This window comes from Euryhalocaulis caribicus (genome assembly GCF_000412185.1).
Taxonomy (GTDB): Bacteria; Pseudomonadota; Alphaproteobacteria; order Caulobacterales; family Maricaulaceae; genus Euryhalocaulis; species Euryhalocaulis caribicus.
In genome coordinates this window covers 1-20349 of the sequence record NZ_ASJA01000012.1, presented here as the reverse complement: position 1 = coordinate 20349, position 20349 = coordinate 1, and the positions used below count along the sequence as shown (strand labels likewise).

24 protein-coding genes and 1 tRNA gene are annotated in these 20349 nt (G+C 64.9%); 20 read left to right on the top strand and 5 right to left on the bottom strand.

Going from position 1 to position 20349, the window contains the following annotated elements; all coding sequences use genetic code 11:
* Complete coding sequence (locus L338_RS10545) at positions 1 to 822, bottom strand: ABC transporter permease (RefSeq protein WP_081639587.1); 822 nt, start codon at positions 820 to 822, stop codon at positions 1 to 3.
* 335 nt (positions 823 to 1157) lie between these two features.
* Between L338_RS10545 and gmd the strand changes: the two genes are divergently transcribed.
* The 5 genes from gmd to L338_RS10520 all read left to right on the top strand — a co-directional run bounded on the left by gmd (position 1158) and on the right by L338_RS10520 (position 6502).
* Complete coding sequence (gene gmd, locus L338_RS10540; RefSeq protein ID WP_022698349.1) at positions 1158 to 2228, top strand: GDP-mannose 4,6-dehydratase; 1071 nt, start codon at positions 1158 to 1160, stop codon at positions 2226 to 2228.
* Positions 2221 to 3186, top strand: coding sequence for a GDP-L-fucose synthase (gene fcl, locus L338_RS10535; protein ID WP_022698348.1), 966 nt, complete (start codon positions 2221 to 2223; stop codon positions 3184 to 3186). Before gmd ends, fcl begins: the two co-directional genes overlap by 8 nt.
* Positions 3187 to 3470: 284 nt before the next feature.
* Positions 3471 to 4790, top strand: a complete 1320-nt coding sequence (locus L338_RS10530; protein ID WP_161624624.1) for a glycosyltransferase family 2 protein — start codon at positions 3471 to 3473, stop codon at positions 4788 to 4790.
* On the top strand, positions 4790 to 5005 hold the full coding sequence (locus L338_RS10525) for a hypothetical protein (protein ID WP_022698346.1): 216 nt from the start codon (positions 4790 to 4792) through the stop codon (positions 5003 to 5005). The genes L338_RS10530 and L338_RS10525 overlap by 1 nt, the downstream gene beginning before the upstream one ends.
* A 102-nt stretch (positions 5006 to 5107) precedes the next feature.
* The gene (locus L338_RS10520; protein WP_206740825.1) at positions 5108 to 6502 is read left to right on the top strand and encodes a serine hydrolase domain-containing protein; all 1395 of its coding nucleotides are present in this window, start codon (positions 5108 to 5110) and stop codon (positions 6500 to 6502) included.
* Between the two features lie 47 nt (positions 6503 to 6549).
* Here L338_RS10520 and L338_RS10515 read toward each other — a convergent pair.
* A tRNA-Gly gene (locus tag L338_RS10515) sits at positions 6550 to 6623 on the bottom strand.
* 130 nt (positions 6624 to 6753) lie between these two features.
* Between L338_RS10515 and L338_RS10510 the strand changes: the two genes are divergently transcribed.
* The 14 genes from L338_RS10510 (at position 6754) to L338_RS10445 (ending at position 16543) form a co-directional block, all read left to right on the top strand.
* A complete protein-coding gene (locus L338_RS10510; RefSeq protein ID WP_022698344.1) occupies positions 6754 to 7713 on the top strand; it encodes a radical SAM protein in 960 nt (319 codons plus the stop codon).
* Between the two features lie 180 nt (positions 7714 to 7893).
* Positions 7894 to 8529, top strand: a complete 636-nt coding sequence (locus L338_RS10505; RefSeq protein WP_022698343.1) for a peroxiredoxin — start codon at positions 7894 to 7896, stop codon at positions 8527 to 8529.
* A 329-nt stretch (positions 8530 to 8858) separates the two neighbouring features.
* On the top strand, positions 8859 to 9668 hold the full coding sequence (locus L338_RS10500) for a glycine/sarcosine N-methyltransferase (protein WP_027068460.1): 810 nt from the start codon (positions 8859 to 8861) through the stop codon (positions 9666 to 9668).
* A complete protein-coding gene (locus tag L338_RS10495; protein ID WP_027068459.1) occupies positions 9652 to 10488 on the top strand; it encodes an SAM-dependent methyltransferase in 837 nt (278 codons plus the stop codon). The genes L338_RS10500 and L338_RS10495 overlap by 17 nt, the downstream gene beginning before the upstream one ends.
* Before the next feature lie 11 nt (positions 10489 to 10499).
* Positions 10500 to 11306: an alpha/beta fold hydrolase gene (locus L338_RS10490; protein WP_022698342.1), complete on the top strand. Its 807-nt coding sequence runs from the start codon at positions 10500 to 10502 to the stop codon at positions 11304 to 11306.
* 141 nt (positions 11307 to 11447) lie between these two features.
* Complete coding sequence (locus L338_RS10485) at positions 11448 to 11696, top strand: hypothetical protein (RefSeq protein WP_022698341.1); 249 nt, start codon at positions 11448 to 11450, stop codon at positions 11694 to 11696.
* Positions 11693 to 12097 (top strand): hypothetical protein, encoded by a 405-nt coding sequence (locus tag L338_RS10480; protein ID WP_022698340.1) that lies wholly within the window; start codon positions 11693 to 11695, stop codon positions 12095 to 12097. The genes L338_RS10485 and L338_RS10480 overlap by 4 nt, the downstream gene beginning before the upstream one ends.
* Complete coding sequence (locus tag L338_RS10475; protein ID WP_022698339.1) at positions 12094 to 12288, top strand: helix-turn-helix transcriptional regulator; 195 nt, start codon at positions 12094 to 12096, stop codon at positions 12286 to 12288. Before L338_RS10480 ends, L338_RS10475 begins: the two co-directional genes overlap by 4 nt.
* Before the next feature lie 46 nt (positions 12289 to 12334).
* On the top strand, positions 12335 to 13915 hold the full coding sequence (locus tag L338_RS10470) for a lysine--tRNA ligase (RefSeq protein ID WP_022698338.1): 1581 nt from the start codon (positions 12335 to 12337) through the stop codon (positions 13913 to 13915).
* Positions 13916 to 14094: 179 nt separating this feature from the next.
* Positions 14095 to 14403: a GIY-YIG nuclease family protein gene (locus L338_RS10465; protein WP_022698337.1), complete on the top strand. Its 309-nt coding sequence runs from the start codon at positions 14095 to 14097 to the stop codon at positions 14401 to 14403.
* A gap of 243 nt (positions 14404 to 14646) precedes the next feature.
* On the top strand, positions 14647 to 14913 hold the full coding sequence (locus tag L338_RS10460; protein ID WP_022698336.1) for a hypothetical protein: 267 nt from the start codon (positions 14647 to 14649) through the stop codon (positions 14911 to 14913).
* Between the two features lie 159 nt (positions 14914 to 15072).
* Positions 15073 to 15492 (top strand): hypothetical protein, encoded by a 420-nt coding sequence (locus tag L338_RS10455; protein ID WP_022698335.1) that lies wholly within the window; start codon positions 15073 to 15075, stop codon positions 15490 to 15492.
* Complete coding sequence (locus L338_RS10450; RefSeq protein WP_022698334.1) at positions 15492 to 15725, top strand: helix-turn-helix transcriptional regulator; 234 nt, start codon at positions 15492 to 15494, stop codon at positions 15723 to 15725. Before L338_RS10455 ends, L338_RS10450 begins: the two co-directional genes overlap by 1 nt.
* Positions 15726 to 15790: 65 nt before the next feature.
* Positions 15791 to 16543, top strand: a complete 753-nt coding sequence (locus tag L338_RS10445; protein ID WP_022698333.1) for a hypothetical protein — start codon at positions 15791 to 15793, stop codon at positions 16541 to 16543.
* A 9-nt stretch (positions 16544 to 16552) separates the two neighbouring features.
* Here the strand turns inward: L338_RS10445 and L338_RS10440 are convergent, their stop codons facing one another.
* Entirely contained in the window at positions 16553 to 17185 is a 633-nt protein-coding gene (locus L338_RS10440) for a S24 family peptidase (RefSeq protein WP_022698332.1), read from the bottom strand.
* A gap of 99 nt (positions 17186 to 17284) precedes the next feature.
* Between L338_RS10440 and L338_RS10435 the strand changes: the two genes are divergently transcribed.
* On the top strand, positions 17285 to 18349 hold the full coding sequence (locus L338_RS10435) for a quinone-dependent dihydroorotate dehydrogenase (protein WP_022698331.1): 1065 nt from the start codon (positions 17285 to 17287) through the stop codon (positions 18347 to 18349).
* On the opposite strand, the gene L338_RS10430 is transcribed toward L338_RS10435, so the two are convergent.
* Together L338_RS10430 and L338_RS10425 are read right to left on the bottom strand one after the other, a co-directional pair.
* Positions 18311 to 19669, bottom strand: coding sequence for an MATE family efflux transporter (locus L338_RS10430; RefSeq protein ID WP_022698330.1), 1359 nt, complete (start codon positions 19667 to 19669; stop codon positions 18311 to 18313). The genes L338_RS10435 and L338_RS10430 overlap by 39 nt on opposite strands.
* A gap of 186 nt (positions 19670 to 19855) precedes the next feature.
* A complete protein-coding gene (locus tag L338_RS10425; protein ID WP_022698329.1) occupies positions 19856 to 20173 on the bottom strand; it encodes a hypothetical protein in 318 nt (105 codons plus the stop codon).
* Positions 20174 to 20349: the final 176 nt, after the last annotated feature.

The window sequence follows — 20349 nt, the reverse complement described above, 5'->3', positions numbered from 1 at the left end:
TCAGACCCAGTAAGGCACGCGGCGGCGCGCATAGACGAACATCGGAATCGTCAGGGTCAGGCCGACCGCCGCAATGGCCGAAACGACGATATAGCTGATGCGGTCCGGCGGGGCGCCCATGAACGGCGCGCGGACCACCTCCACCGCGTGATAGAACGGGTTCCACTGGGAGACGTTCTCCACCCGCGGATTGACGTCCACCGACCAGATGATCGGGGTGAAGAAGAAGGCGATGCGCATGATGTTGCGCACCATCTCTCCAAGGTCGGGAAAACGCGCGACCGCGATGGCGAAAAACAGGTTCGCCCAGATCGCGTTGAGAATCAGCAGGCCCAGGCCCGGCAGCGCCAGCAGAACGATCCAGCCGAAATCGCGCCCCACCAGCAGCGCCACGAGAAAAAACAGCGGCGCTTCCAGGAAGAAGGCCATGAGGTTCGCCGCCGTGCGTTCGAAAATGAACATCATCAGGGGCGTCGGCCGCGCCATGATGTGCCGCCGCGCGCCGTTGAAAATATCCGTCGCGCCGCTGATCGCGTTGGAGATGAAAAACCAGGTCGCGAAGCCCACGGCCACATAGGGCATGAAATAGGACGCCTCGCGCCCCATGATCGCCGCCCACATATAGCCCAGCGAAATCACCACGAAGGCGTAGGATAGCGGGTGCCAGATCAGGCCCAGCGACAGGCGCTGGTAGCGGCCGCGCACGCGCTGATAGGCCAGCCGCATCCAGAACGGCGTCAGGCGCAGGCTCTGCGTCAGGTCGCGCCAGGCCTCGGCCCAGCGGGACGTGCGGACACCCATGTCAGGCGACGCGGCGGTCATCGAAAAACAGCCATATGGCGGAAAACCCCTTGGAGGACCGTGACTAGCGGAGAGGCCTGCCTGCGGCAATGGTTTGCCGCGCCTTTCCTTGCGTTTGTGCAATGCGGGTTCTAGAAGCCTTGATCGGCAGCTTGCCCCGTGGTTTCACAGGGTTTCGACGGCTTCGCCGTTGCTCTTGAGGGGTTCTCCGCCGGAAACAGGACACGCCCGGTATCTGACCGGCTTTCTTTTGCGAGAAAGCCGGGCGCGACGTTCCTGTTGCCCGCGGGCGGTTATTTGTTCGCCAGCGCCACCGGTTTGCACCGGCCGGCGCGGCAGGTTTCGAGTGGATTTAAATGGATCGCAAGACGGCGTTGATTACCGGGATTACGGGCCAGGACGGCGCGTATCTGGCCCGGCTGCTTCTGGACAAGGGTTATATCGTTCACGGCGTGAAGCGCCGCTCGTCCTCGTTCAATACCGAACGGATCGACGATTTGTATCAGGACCCGCATGAAAAAGATGTGCGGATGTTTCTGCATTATGGCGACCTGACCGATTCCACGAACCTGATCCGCCTGGTTCAGGAGAGCCAGCCGGACGAGATCTATAATCTGGGCGCGCAGAGCCACGTTCAGGTCAGCTTCGAGACGCCGGAATACACCGCGAACTCCGACGCCATCGGCGCGTTGCGCATGCTGGAGGCGATCCGCATCCTGGGCCTTGGCGAGAAGACGCGCTTCTATCAGGCCTCGACGTCGGAGCTTTACGGCAAGGTCGTGGAAACGCCGCAGACCGAGACCACGCCCTTCTATCCGCGCAGCCCGTATGCGGCCGCGAAAGCCTATGCCTACTGGGTGACGGTCAATTACCGCGAGGCCTACGGCTATCACGCCTCCAATGGCATCCTGTTCAACCATGAAAGCCCGCTGCGCGGCGAGACCTTCGTGACGCGCAAGATCACGCGCGCCGTCGCGGCCATCAAACACGGCCTGCAGGACACGCTGTTCCTGGGCAATCTGGACGCCAAGCGCGACTGGGGCCATGCCCGCGACTATGTCGAAGGCATGTGGCGCATCGTGCAGCAGGACGAACCGGACGATTTCGTTCTGGGCACGGGCGAGACGCATAGCGTGCGCGAATTCGTCGAACTGGCCTTCGCCGAGGTTGGCAAGACCATCGCCTGGAAAGACGAAGGCGTGGACGAAGTCGGCTATGACTCCGACAGCGGCGAGACGCTGGTCCGGATCGACCCGCGCTATTTCCGCCCGACCGAGGTGGACCTGCTGCTGTCCGATCCGGCCAAGGCCAAGGAAAAGCTGGGCTGGACGCCGACGACCAGCTTCCGCGACCTTGTAACCGAGATGGTGGAAGACGATCTGAAAACCGTTCTGCGCGAGAAAGACCGGAAAAACCGCCATGGCTGACGCCCCCGCATACAGTCTTGAAGGCAAGCGCGTCTGGGTGGCCGGCCATCGCGGCATGGTCGGCTCGGCGCTTTGCCGGCGGCTGGAGCGGGAAAATATCGGCGCGCTGCTGACCGCCACGCGCGCCGACGCGGACCTGGTCCGTCAGGACGAGGTCGAACGCTGGATGAAGGCGGAAAAGCCGGACGCGGTCTTCGTGCCCGCGGCCAAGGTGGGCGGGATCCTCGCCAACGACACCTATCCGGCGGAGTTCCTGTACGAGAACCTGATGATCGCCGGCAATGTCATCCACGCCGCCCATAATGTGGGCGTGGAGAAGCTGGTCTTCCTCGGCTCCTCCTGCATCTATCCGAAATTCGCCGACCAGCCGATCACCGAGGACGCCCTGCTGACCGGCGCGCTGGAGCCGACGAACGAGTGGTACGCGGTCGCCAAGATCGCCGGGCTGAAACTCTGCCAGGCCTATCGCCGGCAATATGGCGACGACTTCATCTCCGCCATGCCGACCAATCTCTACGGCCCGCGCGACAATTACGACCTGCAGAACTCGCACGTCATTCCGGCCCTGATCCGCAAGGCGCACGAGGCCAAGCTCGCCGGGCAGTCCTCCATGGAAATCTGGGGCACGGGGTCGCCGCGCCGCGAATTCCTGCATGTCGATGACTGCGCCGATGCGCTGGTCTTCCTGATGAAGACCTATTCGCAAGACCAGCACGTGAACGTGGGCAGCGGCACGGACGTAACGATTGAGGAACTGGCCCGTCAGGTCATGAAAGTCGTCGGCTTCAAAGGCGACCTGACCAAGGACGAGACCAAGCCGGACGGCACGCCCCGCAAGCTGATGAGCGCCGACAAGATTCGCGGCCTGGGCTGGGCGCCCTCCATCGGCCTCGAAGAGGGCCTGGCCAACGCCTATGAATGGTTCCTCGAGAACAAGGCCGACGCCAGGGCCGCCTGACGCGCAGCCTTCCAACTTATTGAAAATTATCGGTTCGGCTTGCCAGCCTTCGCAGGCAGCGGCTACAAGTGTGTTAATGGAAAGTTAACGGTCTGGGGAGGACCGGCTTGCCTGACGCCCGGACCGGACCCGGACGCGCAGGCGTGCAGCGCGCGGGCATGGGCGCCCGCGCGTCTGCGCCTGTGCCGCATTTTCGCGCGCGGAGAGAGCCGCCGAGGCTTTCGGCCAGACTGCGCGCGCGGATTCTCGAATCGGCCATCCATTCGCTGGCGCGGCGCTTTCCCATGGCCTCGGCCCGCCACACGCTGATCGGCGAACAGAAGATCGCCCTCGCCTCGGCCGGCGCGTTCCTTCTGGCGCTGGCCTGTATTGTCCCGGCGTCCGCCACCCTGGGGGCGGGGAGCCTTGTGCTGGGAAGCGCCTTCGGCGCGCTTATCGTGCTCCGCGCCTTCTCCATTGTTCTGCCGCCCATTGCCGATGAAGCGCCGCCGCTGAGCGATGCCGGCCTGCCTGTCTACACCGTGCTTGTGCCGCTTTACCGGGAAACGGCCGCGCTGCCCGGTCTGGTGCGGGCCATCGAGATGCTGGACTATCCGGCGGCGAAGCTGGACGCCAAGCTGATCATAGAGGCGGACGACAGGGAGACGCTGGAGGCTGCGCGCGCCCTGAAGCTGGACAGCCGGTTCGAAATCATTCCCGTGCCGCCCGCCAACCCGCGCACAAAGCCCAAGGCCCTCAACTACGCCCTGAAATTCGCGCGCGGCAGCCTCGCCACGATCTATGACGCAGAGGACTGGCCGGCCCCGGACCAGCTGCGCGAGGCCGCTGCGGCGCTGGCGGCCAACCCGGAGCTGGCCTGCGTTCAGGCGCCTCTGGAATGCTATAATGGCGGCGACAACTGGATCACCCGCGCCTTCGCGCTGGAATACGCCATTCACTTCCATCTCTGGCTGCCGCTGCTGGTCCGGCTTGGCCTGCCGATCCCGCTGGGCGGGACCAGCAATCATTTCGTGGTCTCGAAGCTGCGCGCGGTGGGCGCATGGGATCCGTTCAACGTGACCGAGGACGCCGATCTGGGTTTCCGGCTGGCCGCGCAGGGCTGGCGCTGCGGCATGATCGCCCCGCCCACGCTGGAGGAAGCCACGACCAATCGCGCCGACTGGACGCGTCAGCGCTCGCGCTGGATCAAGGGCTATATGCAAACCCTGCTGGTGCGCGCCCGGCCCCGCGAAACCGGCGCGGGCGCGGCGGGCGCGCTGTCGCTCTGCGCCACGCTGGGCGCGGGCGTGCTGAGCGCCTTTCTCTATGCCCCCGCGCTGGCGCTGCTCGCCGGCTGGGCAATTGGCGCGGCCGCGGGTGTCTGGCCCGCGCCGCCCTTTTGGGCGTACGCCCTGCCATTGCTGGTCTGGGCCATTGCGGCGTCCAGCGCCATTCCCGCCGCGCGGCGCGCGCGTGCGCCGGCCCTCTTGCGCGCGGCGCTCTGGCAGCCGATTTACTGGCTGTTCCAGACACCGGCGGCGGCGTGGGCGCTCATGCAACTGATCAGACGGCCTCATTTTTGGGAAAAGACAGAGCACGGCGCCGCGGACCGGCGGCCGCGCTGATGGGCTATATCGGCTCCGCCCTCGCCGCGCTGGCCAGCCTGGCCGTCGCCGCCTTCTGCATCTGGCGCGGCCAGCGCCCGCCGACGCTGGGCAAGGTGCGTTATATCCCCTGGATGTTCATCGGGCTGGGCTTCGCCGCCCTGACCCTGATGTTCCTCACCCATATCGTGAACCTGGCCGGCGTCGAGACCGGCCGCAGCGGCAGCATGTTCTAGCGTCACGCTGAAAAATCGCGCCTGCGACTGGCGAAAAAAATCCCGCCGCTCCATGCTCTGCATTGCAGCATTGAGCGGGGGGAGCGAACTATGCGGCGTGTCTTGGCTTTGCTTGTTGTTCTGGGACTGACGGCCGCGCTTCAGGCCGCGGCGTCTTCCGGATCCATTGATGAATTCATCAACGCGGAAATGCCGGCTTCCGGGACGCCGGGCCTTGCCTATGCCGTGGTCGAGGACGGCGAAATCACATCCGGCGCGCGGGGCGAGGTCCTGCGCGGAAGCGGCGATCCCGTTACGCCGGACACCCCGTTCCTGATCGGCTCCATCTCCAAGAGCATTACGGCGATGGCGGTGATGCAACTGGTCGAAGCCGGCCAGGTCGATCTGGACGCGCCGGTTTCCCGCTATCTGGAGGTCTTCGCGGACCGGCCCTCCGGCGCGATCACGATCCGGCAATTGCTGGGCCATACCAGCGGATATTCGACCCGGCAGGGCAATGGCGCGCACACCGATCAAAGCGGCGCCGAAGACGCGCTTTCACAGCACGTTGCGCAGATCGCGCAATGGACGCCCGCCCATCAACCGGGAACCGTCTGGGATTATTCCAACGCCAATTACCAGATCCTCGGCGCGGTTATCGAGGCGGTAAGCGGCGAGGATTACGCCGGCTATGTGGAGCGCCGGATTCTGGCGCCGATCGGCATGGAGAACAGCTTTGTCGCCGACGGCGAACGCCATGACGGCGTGGCGAGAGGGCATCTGCCGTGGTTCGGGACAAAGCGGCCCGTGAAGGACAGCCGTCCGAACCGCGTCACCGCGCCGGCGGGCGGCGTCATCGCCAGCGCCGACGATCTGGCGCGGTATCTGGCGGTCATGATGAACGGCCAGGACGACGTCATCAGCGCCGACAGCAAGGCGGACATGCTGCGCCCGGCCAGCGGCGCCTCGCCAAATTACGGCTTCGGCTGGTCGCTGGACGCCGAGAGCGGAACAGTCTTTCACACCGGCACAAGCCGCGGGGTCGAAACGCTCGCCCTTTTCGTTCCGGCGGAGCGCAAAGGGGCTGTGGTTCTGGTGAATGCCGGCAGTGGCTTCGGATTCGGGGAAACGGCCACGCTCCGCACCGGGCTCAGCGCAACAGCGCTGGGGCTCGACCATGACGGCGATGCGGGCGGCTGGAGCCGTAAATCGGTCTTTCTGATGTTCGCGCTGCTGCCGCCCTTCTTCGTGTTCTGCGCGGTCTGGGCCTGGCTGCACCGGGACAGGCTGCGCGCGAAGTCAGGGTTCTCCGGTCTGGTCAGCATCTGGCTTCCTTTGCCGATGATGATCGCGCTCGCCTGGACCGCGCTCCATCTCATCCCCGCGCTGTTCGGAATATCGATCGGCACGCTCTACCTGTTCCTGCCGGACATGGCGCTGATGATGATGGCGACCGCGGCGACGGGCCTGCTCTGGGCCGTATTCAGGCTGGGCGTTTTCTATAGCGGACGGTCCTGAACCCCGGATCGATTGGGACGGTGTTCCGCATCTGCCGGGAGGCGCGCTGGAGCGGGTAGCGGGAATCGAACCCGCACGATCAGCTTGGGAAGCTGACAGGCTACCGTTACATCATACCCGCGCGAAGCGCGCGGGACGGGGAATACCAAGGCTTTGCGCCTGCGGGCAAGCGGCGCGCGCCGCGATCACGATTGCGCCAGCGCTGACGTGAACGGCTGGAAACCGCGCCGCGCGCCCCATATCCATGATGCATGAGCGTGCAAACCGATACCGAACCCCGCCTGGACCCCGCAAAGTTTCGCGATCCGGACATCACAGCGAAGGGAGAGCGCCGCGCCAGCGTCGATTTCGCCCGGCTGGAGACGCTGTGGTTCAACACCGGCACGCTGTGCAATATCGAGTGCCTGAACTGCTATATCGAAAGCTCGCCGACCAATGACGCGCTGGTCTATCTGACCCGCGCCGAGGCCGCGCGCTTTCTGGACGAGATCGACGAGATGGGGATCGGCCCGGTGGAGATCGGCTTCACCGGCGGCGAGCCCTTCATGAATCCCGACATGGCCGCAATGGCGGGCGATGCGCTGGCCCGCGGGCACGAGGTTCTGATCCTGACCAACGCCATGCGCCCCATGATGCGCCCGAAGGTGCAGAAAGACATGGCGGCGCTGAACGCCGAATATGGCGGCCGCCTGACCCTGCGCATCAGCATCGACCATTACAGCGCCGCGGTGCACGACGCCGAGCGCGGCGAAGGCGCTTTCGGGAAAACCATGAAGGGCGTGCGCTGGCTGCGGGACGAGGGATTCCGCCTGTCCGCCGCCGGACGCAGCCTGACCGGAGAAACCGAAGACGAGGCGCGCGCCGGATTCCTGCGCCTGTTCGAGCGGGAGGGGCTGGATATCCCCGCGCAGGACCCGTCCCGCCTGCTGATCTTTCCCGAGATGGACGAGAGCGCGGACGTGCCGGAGATCACCACCGAATGCTGGGGCATTCTGGGCGTCGATCCAGGCGCGATGATGTGCGCGACCAGCCGCATGATCGTCAAACGCCGGGGCGATGACGCCCCCGCCGTGATCGCCTGCACCCTGACCCCTTATGACGAGGAGTTCGAGCTGGCGCGCACGCTGGCCGGGTCTCTGAAGCCGGTCAAACTCAACCACCCCCATTGCGCCCGGTTCTGCGTTCTGGGCGGGGCCAGTTGTTCGGCCTGACTCAGGCGCTGTTTCCGCAATAATCTTGCGGCTCTGGCGCGCAGGCGCCGCCGCGGCGGAATCCTGTTCCGGTCAGACCGGAATTCCCGGATCGTCCTCCCTTGCAAAGCGCCGGGCCTCGCGCCACCTAGTCCGGGACGCATTCCCGTTCCCGCCTGGCAGCAAAGAGGAGCCACCGATATGAGCTTGCAGATTGGCGACACCGTCCCCGATTTCGAAGCCGAGACGACGCAAGGCCGCATCAGCTTTCACGACTGGATCGGCGATCAGTGGGCGATCTTCTTCTCCCACCCGGCCGACTACACCCCGGTCTGCACGACAGAGCTGGGCGAGACGGCGAAGCTGAAGGGCGAGTTCGACAAGCGGAACGCCAAGGCCATCGCCATCTCCGTCGACCCGCTGGAGGACCACAAGGGCTGGATCGGCGATATCGAGGAGACCCAAGGCTGCGCGGTGAATTTCCCGATCATCGCGGATCAGGACAACCAGATCGCCAATCTTTATGGCATGATCCACCCGAACGCCGACGCCAAGGTGACGGTGCGCACGGTGTTCGTGATCGACCCGAACAGGAAAGTCCGCGCCTTCTTCGCCTACCCGCCCAGCGCCGGCCGGAATTTCCAGGAAGTGCTGCGCCTGATCGATTCGCTGCAGCTGACCGATCAATTCAAGGTTGCCACCCCGGTGAACTGGCGCGATGGCGAGGACGTGATCATTGTACCGTCGCTGAGCGACGAAGAGGCCGATCAACTGTTCACAAAAGGCTATAACAAAATTAAGCCTTATTTGCGCACGACGCCGCAGCCCAACCGGTAAACCCCTGACTTGCCTAAAGAAACGCGGCGCGGAATTATTTTTTCCGCGCCGCGTTTTATATTGCGCCGCAAAAAGTTTTCATGAATTTCCGCGCGCCCGGTTAAAACCGCCGCCGATATCACCTATGCATATTGGGTCGGTCGAGGAACCCTTCGTAATCCGGGGGGTTTCCACGAGACGGCCGGGGCCGCCCAGATTTTCACCCCAGCCGGCCCATAAAAAGTCCGCATGCCAAGTGCGGCGCGCCGGTTATGGGAACCTGGGAGGAGCGCTCTGGCGCCTCCGATACGAAGCAAAAGCGCAGGTAAGGTATGTCAACGTCAGCTGACTTGAAAAGTCGCGACACAAACAAACAGGATTACGGCAGCGACCCTCTGAAGGTCCGCGACACCAATCACTACCAGAACGAATATATCCGCGGGTTCGTCGAGAAATGGGACGAGCTGATCGACTGGGAAGGCCGCGCGAAAAGCGAAGGCCAGTTCTTCGTCGACGTCCTGAAAAAATACGGCAAGCACAAGATTCTGGACGTCGCCACCGGCACCGGTTTCCACTCCATCCGCCTGAAGAAGGCGGGGCTGGACGTCACCAGTTGCGACGGCAGCGCCCAGATGCTGGCCATGGCCTTCGACAACGGCGTCGAGCACGACCAGATCCTCAAGACGGTGTGCAGCGACTGGCGCTGGCTGAACAAGGATATCCAGGGCAAGTATGACGCGGTCATCTGTCTGGGGAATTCCTTCACCCACCTGCATGAAGAGGCCGACCGCCGCCGCGCCCTGGCCGAATTCTACGCCGCGCTGAAACATGACGGCGTGCTGATCATGGATCACCGCAATTACGATGCGATCCTGGACGGCAATTACGGCTCCAAGCACTCGGTCTATACCGGCAAGGACGTCAATGTCTTTCCCGAGAAGGTCGACGATGGCCTGGCGCGTTTCTGCTACGAATTTTCAGACGGGCAGACCTATCACCTGAACATGTTTCCGCTGCGCCGGAACTATGTCGAGGGCCTGATGACCGAGGCGGGTTTCCAGAACATCGAGACCTACGGCGATTTCAACGACAAGCCGGTCGATAACCCCGATTTCTTCATTCACGTTGCGCAAAAGAAATTTGATCATGGAAAATCATAAACAGGCCTCCGCCGTCGCGGAGGACTATTACGACAGCGACGACGCCGTCCGCTTCTATCTGGATGTCTGGGGCGGCGAGGATATCCATGTCGGCCTCTACAAGTCCGAGGACGAGGCGATCCGGGACGCCAGCATCCGCACGGTGGAGACCATCGCCGACATGCTGGACCTGCCCAAGGGCGCGCACGTGGTGGATCTCGGCGCCGGCTATGGCGGCGGGGCTCGCTGGATGGTGCGCAATCGCGACTGGAAAGTGACCTGCGTCAATATCGCGGACAAGCAGAACGAGATTAACCGCCAGCTGAACGCCAAGGCCGGCTTCCATGACGAGATCGAGGTGATCCACGGCTCGTTCAACGAAGTCCCCGCCGAGGACGGCGCCTTTGACGCCATGTGGTCACAGGACAGCTTCCTGCACGGCGGCGACCGCCAAGGCATCATTGAAGAATGCGCCCGCATCGTGAAACCGGGCGGCGATATCATCTTCACCGACCCGATGAAGGCCGACGATGCCGATGACGGCGAACTGCAGCCGATCCTCAACCGCATCCGCCTCTCCTCTCTGGCCTCGGTCGCCTTCTACCGCGAAGCGGCGAAGAAGGCGGGCCTGGTAGAGGTCGATGTTCGCGAATATCCCGACCAGCTGGGCCGCCATTATGGCCGCGTCCGGGAGGAGTTGATCAAGGACCGCGAGAATATCGAGAAAACGGTCTCCACCGAATATATCGACAACATGATCGAGGGCCTCGGCCACTGGGTCGACGGCGCGGCCACGGGCAAGCTGAACTGGGGCATCCTCCACTTCCGCAAGCCGGAATAGGCCGTCCTCGCGTGCGGCTCGAAAAGCGCTTTCAATTCAAGGGCCATGACATTGCGTGGGACCGTCTTGGCGATGGTCCCGCGCTTGTCCTCCTGCACGGGACGCCATTCTCATCTCACGTCTGGCGCAGGATCGCGCCGGAGCTGGCGCGCGATCATACGGTCTATCTCTACGATCTGCTGGGTTACGGCCTGTCCGCCAAACCCGACGCCGACGTCTCCCTTGGCGTCCAGAATGAGGTGCTGGCCGCGCTGTTCGAACATTGGGGCCTGGTGAAGCCGCAGGTCATGGCGCATGACTTCGGTGGCGCGACCGCGCTGCGCGCGCACTTTCTCAACCGGCTGGACTACGAAAGGCTGCTGCTGATCGACCCGGTCGCCATCCGTCCCTGGGGTTCGCCTTTCGTGCAGCATGTGCGCGAGCATGAAGCCGCCTTCGCCGGGGTCCCGGATTACCTGCAGCGCGCCATCCTGCGCGCCTATATCCGCGGCGCGGCTTCGCGCCCGATGAGCGATGCCGAACTCGAGCCTTATCTGACGCCCTGGCTGGGCGAATCCGGCCAACCCGGCTTCTACCGCCAGATCGCCCAGATGGATCTGAAATACACCGATGCTGTTCAGGACCAGTACGGGGAGTTGCGCTTTCCCGTCACGCTCCTGTGGGGCTGTGATGACGAATGGATACCCCTTGCCCGCGGCCGCGAATTATCGGCCATGCTGCCCGATTGCGAACTGACGGAAATCCCCGGCGCCGGCCATCTGGTGCAGGAAGATGCGCCTGAAGCCATTATCTCGGCCGCGCTACGTTTCTTCAGATAGACGCCGCCCGCCGCGCCTTGCCATGGCTGGCTATCGGCCAGACGCAGCCCGGCTCTTTTTGCGCACAAAATGGAAAGCGTGCTTGACAGGCTGGGCGGCGGCGCATACTTGTAAAGCACACTTTCCAATCAGGAGATCGCCATGACTTCGAAATCGCTCAAGCTGCTGCTTCTCGCCATCGCGCTGGGCGTCTGCACGACCACCTGGCTGACCATGCTGGGCGTCTGGCTGTTCATGGACCCGGGCGTCGCGCTGTGGACCGTGCTGGTCACCATCGCTGCGGTATCGACCGAGGCGGTGTTCTGGGTCGGCGGGGTGGTGCTCGGCTGGACCGCATTTTCCAACCGCGCCCGCATCTGGCGCGCGCTGTGCGGGCGCGGCGCGGCATGAGCGGGACCGCGCCCAGCCAGTCGCGCCTGAAACGCTTTCGCCGGACAGGCACGCTGGCGCTTCTGCTCTATGTCGCCGTCCTGGTGCCCTCCATCCTGCTGTTCTCGTCTGTCTCGCAGCAGGGCGTCCGGCTGGCGCTGGCCGCCCTGCCTGTCCTGCCGATGGCCTGGTGGGGGTATGAGTTCGTGCGCATGACGCGCGGCGGCGACGAGATGCAGCGGGAGATCCAGTTCCGCGCCATCATGATCAGCGCCGGCGGCGTGGTCTTCGCGGCCTCGCTCTGGGGCATCTTCAGCTTCATCATGGGCTGGCCGGAGCCCCCGCTCTTCCTGCTGCTGCCCGCCGCCGCGCTCACTCACACGGCGGCCATGGCGGTGCTCAACCGGCGGTATGGCGGATGAAGAACATCCTGCGCCAACTCCGCGCCGAAATGGGCTGGACGCAAGGCGCGCTGGCCGAAAAGCTCGACGTCTCCCGCCAGACCGTGAATGCGCTGGAGGCGGGGCGTTACGACCCCTCCCTGCCGCTCGCCTTCCGCATCGCCCGGCTGTTCGGCCGCCCGATCGAGGAGATCTTCGACGACGAGGCGTGAGTCCGCCCGCTTGCCTCGCCATCGCGGCGCGTTACAACGCCTTCCCATGACTGACCTTTCCGATATTGCCCGCTCCGCCAAGGCCTGGCCCTTCGAACAGGCCCGCGCCCTCGTCAAACGCGTCGAGTCCCGCGGCACGGAAAAACCGGTCGTGTTCGAGACCGGATACGGCCCGTCCGGCCTGCCGCATATGGGCACGTTCGGCGAGGTCGTGCGCACGACCATGGTGCGCCGCGCGTTCGAGGCGCTGACCGATGGCGCCTACAAGACGCGCCTGATCACGTTTTCGGACGACATGGACGGGTTCCGGAAAGTCCCGACCAACCTCCCGAACCAGGACATGCTGGCCGAACATCTCGGTCTGCCCCTGACCAAGGTCCCCGACCCGTTCGGCGAGCATGAGAGCTTCGCCCATCACAATAATGCCCGCCTGCGCGAATTCCTCGACGCTTTCGGGTTCGAATACGAATTCCTGTCCTCGACCGAGCAGTACAAGTCCGGCGCCTTTGACGAGGCGCTGCTGACCATGCTCGCCCGCTTCGACCAGGTTATGGAGATCATGCTACCGACGCTGGGCAGGGAGCGGCAGGAAACCTATTCGCCCTTCCTCCCCGTTTCGCCCAAATCGGGAAAGGTGCTGCAGGTCCCGACGCTGGAGCGCAATGTCGATTCCGGCACGATCGTGTTCGAGGACGAGGACGGCGAAAAAACCGAAGTCCCGGTCACCGGCGGCCATGTGAAAATCCAGTGGAAGCCGGACTGGGCGCTGCGCTGGGCCGCGCTGGGGGTGGATTACGAGATGTCCGGCAAGGACCTGATCGAGTCCGTGAAGGTCTCCTCGAAAATCTGCCGCGTCCTTGGCGGCAAGCCGCCCGACGGCTTCAATTACGAGCTGTTCCTGGACGAGAAGGGGGAGAAGATCTCCAAGTCCAAGGGCAACGGCCTGACGGTCGAGGAATGGCTGACCTACGGCCCGCCGGAGAGCCTGTCGCTGTTCAACTTCACCAAGCCCAAGACGGCCAAGAAGCTCTATTTCGACATCATTCCCAAGACGGTGGACGAATATATCTCCCACCTCTCCGCCTATGGGCGGCAGGAGCCGGACAAGCAGGTCGAGAACCCGGCCTGGCATATCCATGAGGGGAACCCGCCGGAACAGGGCTCGCCGATCAGCTTCGCGCTATTGCTGAACCTCGTCTCCGCCGCCGGCGCGGCGGACAAGGAGACGATCTGGGGCTTCATCACCCGCTACCAGCCGGATGCGACGCCCGAGACCTATCCCCTGACCGACGCGCTGGTCGGCCATGCGCTGGCCTATTACCGGGACTTCGTGCACCCGGCGAAACAGTATCGCGCGCCGACCGATCAGGAACGCGCGGCGATGGAGGAGCTGGTGCGCCGCTTCCGCGCGCTGGAATCGGCGGAGTCCGATCCGGAAACGATCCAGACCGAGGTCTATTCCATCGGCAAGGCGCACGAGTTCGAGAATCTGCGCGACTGGTTCCAGGCCCTCTACGAGGTCCTGTTCGGCCAGAGCCAGGGCCCGCGCTTCGGCAGCTTCGCCGCCATCTACGGCCTCCCCGAAACCATCGCCATGATCGAAGGCGCCCTCTCGCGGGATTCGTAAGGCCCCTGTCCGTCATTCCGGAAATGGCAAAGCCATTATCCCTACCGGCGGCGAACTTGCCCCTTGGGTGACTCACAAATGAGCCTTCAGTAGTTTCAAGCGCGGTAGGTTCCGGATCTTCGCTTCGCTCCGTCCGGAATGACGGATGAGGAAATCGGCCCTCGAGCACAGGCAATGCCATGCATGAAAAACTCTTCTGGGTTTATCTGCTCGCCAACCGGCCGCGCGGCGCGATCTATCTCGGCGTTACAAGCAATCTGGTGAAACGCGTCTGGGAACACCGACTTCTGGAAATCCCCGGCCACACCCGAAAATACAAGATCACGCAACTCGTCTGGTTCGAGCAGCACGCCAGCGCCGAAGCCGCCATCGGCCGCGAAAAACAAATGAAGAAATGGAAGCGTGAGTGGAAGGTCGCCCTGATCGAAGGCATGAACCCCACCTGGAAAGACCTTTACGAAGACGCCCTCCGTAATCAGCCTTTCTGAACGCACGCCTCCGCTTCCCGTCATTCCGGAAATGGCAGGGCCATTATCCGGAACCTACCCACCGTGAATTTGCCTCTTGGGCGACTCACAAGTGCGCCAAGCGTTGTTCGCCCCTCGGTAGGTTCCGGATCTCCGCTACGCTCCGTCCGGAATGACGATTGAAACGTATGGGATTTGGAAACCCGCCACCGAACCGCTATCCCTTTTCACGAAACCTCAATTCCCAACGGAGCTGCCGCGCACATGGCCACGCATAAAGACGAGACATTCGAAAACGCCACGGTCGATCTGGACGGGGAGACGTTCGAGAACTGCACGTTCCGCAACGTGACCCTGGCCTATTCCGGGGGCGAGCCGCCGGTTCTGGACGGCTGCAAGTTCGAGGAATTCACCTTCGATTTCCGCGGCGCTGCCTCCAACACCGCCCTGTTCATGCGGGCGCTTTCCGAAGCGCCGGGCGGCGATGACATCATCCGCCAGAACTTCCCGGCCCTGTTCAAGAACCACTAGCGGTTCGCCGGACAATAACGGCTTGAAGGATCGGGGGCGGCCCCAACGGGCCGCCCTTTTTCTTTTTCGAGTTTAGTAAAATATTATTGACATGAAGTCGGCCTGATCATACATATCGGGATGTAAATAATCTTTGACCTTTAGTATGAAGGACCTGACATGAGCTTTCACGAAAAATCCGCCGCCATCACGCTGGCCGGCCTGGTTATCTGGTACGGGATCTATTTCGCGCTGCACGCGGAGATGATCCTCAGCGGCGAGGGGGTGCTGGCGGCCTCCACCGCCATCCTTTTCGTCACCATGATCGGCTTTGTCGCCATCGTGGCGGCCGGCCATATCGTCGTGGCGATCTTCATGGAGAAGGGCGATGACGAGACCGACGAGCGCGAACGCTTCATCAGCCTGAAGGCCGAGCGCAATGGCGGTTTCATCCTGGGCGTCGGCGTGGTGCTGACGCTGGGCCTGATGCTGGTCGGCGCGACGAATTTCGCCGCCGCCAACGCCCTCCTCTTCGCCCTGTTCGTCAGCGAGGCGGTGAGCCTTGCCTCCAAGCTGGTCTATTACCGGCAGGCGATCTGATGGCGAAGAAAACGCGCATCACCAATAATATCCGCCGCCTGCGGTTCGAGGCCGGCGAGATGACCCAGGCCGAGCTGGCCCGCAAGGTCGGCGTCACGCGCCAGACCGTCATCGCCATCGAACAAGGCCGCTATTCGCCCTCGCTGGAAGTGGCGTTCCAGATGGCCGAGGCGTTCGGCGTGGGACTGGAAGAGGTCTTCCAGTATCCCAAGGCGCCCGCCGCCAAGGCATAGCGCCGCCCGCTCTGTCCTGCCCTGTGCGCTGGCGCGGGACGGCGGGCGCGCTACCCTTGCCCTTCATGAGAACCCTGCTAACGGCCCTCCTGGCGCTCACGGCCGCCGGCCCCGCCCTCGCGGACATCGGCGCGGCGCGACAGGCCTATGCCAGCGGCGACTATGTCCGCGCCGCGGAGACGGCCGCCGAAATCGAACGCGCCGAGGCGCAAGTTCTGGCGGCCGAGGCGATCAGCACGCGGCTGGTCCTTGAGGGCGCGAATGCGCGCGCCGCGCGGACCGCGCGCGGTCATGCCGAGGCGGCGCTGGAGATGGACCCGGACAGCGTGTCCGCCCTGGTCCAGCTGGCGGTCTCCTACGGGCTGGAGGCGCGGGCGAGTTCCGACATCGCCAATTATTTCCGCGGCTCCGCCGCCAGAGGCCGCGAGGCGCTGGACCGCGCCCAGACCCTGCAGCCGAACAACGCGCAGGCGCGGGCGGTGTCCGGCGCTTGGCACCTGGAAATTCTGTGGCGCGGCGGGGAGACGGCGCAGCGCCTTTACGGCGCGAACGCCCCGGACGGGATCGCTGATTTCGAAGCGGCGCTGCAGCTTGGCGCGGCGCCGATGGCCGGGGCGCAATACGCCGCCTTGCTGCTGGCGCTGGACCCGGCCGCCCACCGCGACCGCGCCAGGGCTACGCTGGACTGGACGCTGGCGCAGCCGGTGGAGACAGCGTTCGACGACGCGGCCGTTCAGCGCGCCGGGGCGCTTCGCGAAGCTCTCGATGAGGATGAAGCGCGCGCGGCGCTGATCCGTGACTGGCTGGGCGAGCCGTAAGACGCTCCCCTACTGGCTGGCCCAGACGACGCGGGCGATCCATTCGATTTCGGCGGCGCTCAACGTGCGGTCGGGATAATCCGGATTGAGCGAGGTCAGTTCTATCGTCTCGGCCGTGCGGCGGCGCAGTTCCTTGGCCAGCACCTCGCCCTTCGTGGTCTTCACCACCACCCGGTCGCCGCGGCGGGGGTTGGAGGCGGGGGAGACCACGATGCGGTCGCCGTCGCGATAGACCGGGGCCATGGAATCGCCCGCGATTTCCAGAACATAGGCGTTCTCGTCCTCCACGCCCGGGAAATGCACGTGCTCCCAGCTCGCCCCCACCGGGAAGCCGGCGTCGTCGAAGAAGCCGTCATTGCCGGCCTGGGCGAACCCGATCAGCGGCGCAACGCGCCCGGCCCCGGCGCGGCGGCCCTCGGCGAGCGCCGCGAAATCCTCGAAACTCGCGCCCGCCGCCTTCAGCGCCTTGGCGAGGCTTTCGGTGGAGGGCCAGCGCGGCTTGGCGCCGTCGGCGCTGGCGCGCTTGGACTTGTTGAACGTGGTGGGGTCCAGCCCGGCGGCCTTGGCAAGGCCGGAGGGGCTGAGCCCGCTGCGGGCGGCGAGGCGGTCAACGCCCGCCCAGATCTGGCGGTGGGTCAGCATTGTGATCCGCCTTTCCGGCGTGAATAGGAATATAAACCTGTATAGCGGCTTTCCTTCCGCCTTGTCCAGAACGATGCTTGAGCCTATGTGGCGGCGCCTATGACTGGCTTTCACGACCTTGCCGCGACCGCCCTGCGCCGCCTCCCCCCGGAGTTGGCGCACACCACGACCATCCGCGCGCTGGAGGCCGGGTTCGGCCCGGTGAACGACGAGCCGGACGACCCCATCCTGCGCACAGAGCTGGCGGGGCTGAAACTGTCCAATCCGCTGGGGCTGGCCGCCGGGTTCGACAAGGATGCCCGCGCGCCGATCCCCATGCTGAAGACCGGTTTCGGCTTCGTGGAGATCGGAACGGTCACCCCGCGTCCGCAGGCCGGGAATCCCAAGCCGCGCCTGTTCCGCCTGATGGAGGACCGCGCGGTGATCAACCGCATGGGCTTCAATAATGAAGGCATGGAGGCCGCCGCGGCGCGGCTGGAGGCGCTTGGCGCGCGGCCCGGCCCGCTGGGCGTCAATCTGGGCGCCAACAAGGATTCGGAGGACCGGATCGGCGACTACATCACCGGGCTGCGGCGGTTCTGGCCGCTGGCCGATTATTTCACGATCAATATTTCCTCCCCCAACACGCCCGGCCTCCGCAAGCTGCAGGACCCGGACGCGCTGGACGAGCTGTTCGACCGGCTGAGCGAGGCGCGTGGCCAGATGGCGGGCGACAAGGCCTCGCCGCCGCTATTCGTGAAACTGGCGCCGGACCTTGACGATGACGCGGTCGAGCCGATTTGCGAGGCGGCGCGCGCCGGGGGCGTGGACGCGCTGATCATTTCCAATACCACGCTGGACCGGCCGGACACGCTGACCAGCGAATACAAAGGCGAGGCCGGCGGGCTTTCCGGCGCGCCGCTGTTCGAGAAATCCACCCGCCTGCTGGGCCGTTTCCGCGCCGAGTGCGGGCCGCGCGTGCAACTGATCGGGGTCGGGGGCGTGGCTTCCGGCGCCGATGCGCTGGCCAAGATCAAGGCGGGGGCGAGCGCGGTGCAGCTATACAGCGCGCTGGCGCTGCACGGCCCGTCGCTAATCGCCCGCATCAAGACCGAGCTGGTGACGGCGCTGAAGGCCGAGGGCGTCTCAAGCGTCGCCGAGGCGGTTGGAACCGGACGGCGCTGACACCGAACGCTCCAGCGCCGGATAGGCCACGGCCAGCGAAATCCCGCGATAGAGATAGAAGGCCAGGAACGCCCACCACATGCCCGCCACCCCGAAGGCGGGGGTGAGCACGGCGTCGCTGGCCAGATAGGCGCCCGCCGCGGCGATGGAGGCGATGGCCATGGTGGCCGCGCGCGTGGCGCCGGTGAAGACGCCGTCCAGCTGCCACGCCCAGACGCCCAGCAACGGCACGGCGGCGACATAGGGCACGTAGTTCATCGCGAAGGCGCGCACGGTCTCGTCCTCCACAATCAGGCGCAGGACGGGCGGCCCGGCCAGCAGGGTGATGACGGTGAAGACGACCGCGGCGCCCAGCGCCAGTTCCGTGGTGATGCGGATGGCGCGGCGCAGGCGCGGCACGTCGCGGCGGCCCACCGCGGCCCCGACTTCCGATTCCGCAGTGAAGGCGAAAGCGTCCAGCGCGAAAGCCCACAGCGTGATGAACTGCAACAGCACCTGGTTGGAGGCGATGACGACATCGCCCAGCCGCGCGGCGGTGTTCTGGAACCAGCCGAAGGCGACGACCAGCGTCATGGAGCGGATGAACAACGCCACGGAGACGCGGAACAGCGCCATGACGGCGGTGATATCGCGCAGCCGGTCGGCGTTGAACGTGTCCTCCGACCAGCCGCCGCGCTGGCCGATGACGCGGATCACGTAGAAAGCGGCGACCGCCAGCCCGGCATATTCGGCGATAGTGGTGGCCCAGCCGACCCCGGCCGGACCCCAGCCGAAGCCCAGCACGAACAACAGATCCAGCGCGATATTCACCGCCGCGAAGACGATATGGATCGCCATCAGCGAGCCGGTGCGCCCCACCCCGATCAGCCAGCCGGTGAGCGCGAACATGCCCAGCACCGCCGGCCCGCCCCACAGGCGCGGGGCGAGATAGGCGTCGGCCGCGGCCTCGACATCCGCGCTGCCCTGAAGGATGGAAAACGCCGCGCCGCGCCAGAGCCACTGGCAGGCGATAATCAGGATGCCGACCACCACCGCCACGGCGATGGAGCGCATCAGGACGCGCTGGAGCGAGCCTTCGTCGTCCGCGCCATCGGCCTGTGCGGCGAGGCCCGTCGTGCCCATGCGCAAGAAATAGAAGCCCCAATAGAGCGGCGAATAGGCGACGATGCCCAGCCCCACCCCGCCGATCTGGGCGGCCATGCCCTCCAGCGAGATGACGGCGGTGTCGGTGAGCCCCGCCAGCGGCTGCGCCGCATTGGCGAAGATCAGCGGCCAGGCCAGCGAGAAGGCCCGTTTGCGGTTGAGTTCGGGGCGCGCCATGAGACGCGCAGCCCTAGCCGCTTCGCCCCGTTCTGTCAGTCAAAAAGGTTGTCAGGTGAAAGGCGTTCAGGGCGGCGAGGGGAAAGAGGGTCATGAGGTTTCCGGGCGCTATCAGAAGAAATGAAAGCGCAGCCTGCAACCTCAAGCCCGGTTCAGATCAAGAGGGTCTAACGAAAAAAAGCGCCCCTAGCCTTCCGACATGCAGGCGGCGGGCGCGGTGACCATGATCATGCTGGCGGCCGTCGCCTCCGACACGCTGAGGTCGCGCTGCAGGCCGTCCGCGCGGTCATTATCGCCCGACAGGCTGGCGGCGAGGAAGTCATAGGCGTCGTCGGAGAGGTCGCCGGCGGCCTTACGCTCGATACAGGCGCAGACGCCCTCGCCCAGTCCCAGATTGTCTTCGCAGGCCGTGGCGATGGGACCGGCGGGCGTGCCCTTGGTAACCGTGTCGCAGGCGGCGAGCGCGAAGGCGGCCAGAGCGGCGGCGGCGAGAATTCGGGTCATGGCGGCTTCCCCCTTGGAAATATCGAGTGGCTGGAGAAGCTCTCCGGGCCGGGTTTGGTTCCCGTTTTGTTTGATCAGGTTTTCCGTTCGTCCCTTCTCTCCTGTGGAGGGGAGAAGGTGGCCCGGAGGGCCGGATGAGGGGAGGCGTTGGAGGCAGGCGCTTTGTTCTGAGAGCC